The organism is Halorubrum sp. Ea1, from assembly GCF_002252965.1.
Taxonomy (GTDB): Archaea; Halobacteriota; Halobacteria; order Halobacteriales; family Haloferacaceae; genus Halorubrum.
This window is the reverse complement of the sequence record NZ_NHPG01000038.1, coordinates 1-736: the sequence shown is the minus strand read 5'-3', so window position 1 is coordinate 736 and position 736 is coordinate 1. Positions and strand designations below refer to the sequence as shown.

The following is a 736-nucleotide window of genomic DNA, read 5'->3' as shown; positions in this document are numbered from 1 at the left end:
CTCCACTTTTTGCGGGTTCACATGGATGCGACGTACCGCGAGATCGTCGATTGGGCGAGTGAAATGGATCGTGTTCGTGGTCTGTTACAGCTCGCTCGAACGGCATTTCCCGCACCCTCAACGCTGTACCGGTCGTTTGAGAGGGTGCCCATGTCGGTGTGGCGCGGTTTCCTTCGGGAGTCTGCGACCATCTGCGATCCGGGCTCGCACGGTGCCATCGATGCCACGTTCTTCGACCGCGAAACGGCATCGAGACACTACCAACACCGCTCGGATCGCCACATACGAACGCTCAAAACGACGGCACTCGTCGATACAGATTCGTGTGCCATCCTTGATCTTCACTGCTCGGCACACTGGCCTCACGACACCCAAACTGGCCGTCGAGTTGCCCTTCGCAACACCGAGAAAATCGAGAGCCTCGCCGGCGACAAAGGCTATGACGACCAATCTCTCCGGGACGCCCTCCGTTCAGCGGGCGTCCGGCCGTTGCTGCGTCACCGGCTGTTCGCTGCGTACGATCACGCGCACAACGCACGGTTGGACAGCGAGCTATACGGCCAGCGGTGGATGGCCGAGACCGCCTTTTCGGCCATCAAGCGTCGGTTCGGCCCCGCTGTCCACCCTCGCGCTTGGTACCGCGAGTTCCGCGAACTCGTGTTGACCGCCGCAGTCTACAACCTCGAACAAGCTCTCAAACAGTGATCCCCGCGCCGTCATCGGATTCAACAAAGCA

Annotated in this window: 1 protein-coding gene; it reads left to right on the top strand. The window is 60.6% G+C overall.

All coding sequences use genetic code 11. The features are described from left to right. On the top strand, nucleotides 1-705 hold a 705-nt coding region (locus DJ73_RS05390), incomplete at its 5' end, for an IS5 family transposase (protein WP_141212906.1). Nucleotides 706-736 lie beyond the last annotated feature (31 nt).